The following is a 258-nucleotide window of genomic DNA, read 5'->3' on the forward strand; positions in this document are numbered from 1 at the left end:
TCTGTGCTACCGTTCGACTTGCATGTGTTAGGCCTGCCGCCAGCGTTCAATCTGAGCCATGATCAAACTCTTCAATTTAAGTTTGATGCTCGTGAATTAAACTTCGTAATGAATTACGTATGTTCACTCAGAGACTTGGTATTCATTTTTCGTCTTGCGACGTTAAGAATCCGTATCCTCGAGTGCCCACACAGATTGTCTGATAAATTGTTAAAGAGCAGTTGCGACGCGCTTTAGCGCTCTGTCGCGAGGTGGCGT

1 rRNA gene is annotated in these 258 nt (G+C 45.3%); it reads right to left on the reverse strand.

Annotated features, from left to right (window positions below):
* Positions 1–78: ribosomal RNA gene (locus OGX90_RS01175) — 16S ribosomal RNA — on the reverse strand; the annotation flags it as partial.
* Positions 79–258: the final 180 nt, after the last annotated feature.

The sequence above is a fragment of the Citrobacter sp. Cpo012 genome (assembly GCF_030333015.1).
In the GTDB taxonomy this organism is placed as follows: domain Bacteria; phylum Pseudomonadota; class Gammaproteobacteria; order Enterobacterales; family Enterobacteriaceae; genus Citrobacter; species Citrobacter portucalensis.